Origin of the sequence: Glutamicibacter sp. NPDC087831, from assembly GCF_044742845.1 — a bacterium.
Classification (GTDB): domain Bacteria; phylum Actinomycetota; class Actinomycetes; order Actinomycetales; family Micrococcaceae; genus Glutamicibacter.
This window is the reverse complement of record NZ_JBIUVH010000014.1, coordinates 1-1,168: the sequence shown is the minus strand read 5'-3', so window position 1 is coordinate 1,168 and position 1,168 is coordinate 1. Positions and strand designations below refer to the sequence as shown.

The window sequence follows — 1,168 nt, the reverse complement described above, 5'->3', positions numbered from 1 at the left end:
GGTGTGGGAGAGTAGGTCACCGCCGGACTTAACTTGAGTAGATGGTTTGAGGCCCTGGTACCGTTTGGTGCCGGGGCCTCACCTGTTTAACCCGTCCCCTGGTAATCGACTTGCTACAGCCTATGGGTTCAGTTTCATGCTGGGCCCTTTTTGTCGTTAACCCCTTTTAGAAGAGTTGAATCTATCAAGGGGCTTCGATCGGCTACGCATGCGTCGATGGCTGGGGGGACAACCTTAGGGCCGCCACTGAGTGTCTTGCCACATTGGACCCGTTTCCCTATGGTATGACTCGTGCCTCCCGTAGACTTGAATTTAGATGTACATGCCTCGAGGGCATGCTGAATAGTTAATAGTGAAGTGATTTGCAAAGGCAAACACGAAGGTTGCGGTATTGAGATAGCCGCTGAAGGGGACATTAGATGTCTAACGAATTCCGCCGTAACTCCGACAACGGACGAGGCGACTTCCGGAACTCAGATTCAAACCGCAACAACTCCCGCGATGGCTTCAAGCGTCGCGACGACCGTAGTGATTTCAAGCGCACCGACGATAACCGTGGTGGCTTCCGCGGTGACCGTAATGCTGACCGCGGCGGTGACTTCAAGCGCGACGACAACCGTGATGGTGGCTTCAAGCGTGATGACAACCGTGGTGGTGGCTTCAAGCGTGACGATAACCGCGGTGGCGGTTTCCGCAATGATGACCGTGGTGGTTTCCGCGGCGAGCGTCGCGATGACAACCGTGGCGGTGGCTTCCGCAATGATGACCGTGGTGGTTTCCGTGGCGAGCGTCGCGATGACAACCGCGGTGGCGGCTTCAAGCGTGATGACAACCGTGGTGGCGGCTTCAAGCGTGATGACAACCGTGGCGGTGGCTTCAAGCGTGATGACAACCGTGGCGGTGGCTTCAAGCGTGATGACAACCGCGGTGGCGGTTTCCGCAATGATGACCGTGGTGGCTTCAAGCGTGATGACAACCGCGGTGGCGGGTTCAAGCGTGATGACAACCGCGGTGGCGGCTTCAAGCGTGATGACAACCGTGGCGGTGGCTTCAAGCGTGATGACAACCGTGGCGGTGGCTTCAAGCGTGATGACAACCGTGGCGGCTTCCAGCGTGATGACAACCGCGGTGGCGGCTTCAAGCGTGATGACAACCGCGGTGGCGGGTT

At 57.6% G+C, this 1,168-nt stretch carries 1 protein-coding gene; it reads right to left on the bottom strand.

Annotated elements, in window-relative coordinates:
- Window positions 1-479: 479 nt before the first annotated feature.
- Window positions 480-1,168 (bottom strand): hypothetical protein (locus ACIOJF_RS17945; protein WP_402741999.1); only part of this gene is annotated, 689 nt, incomplete at its 5' end.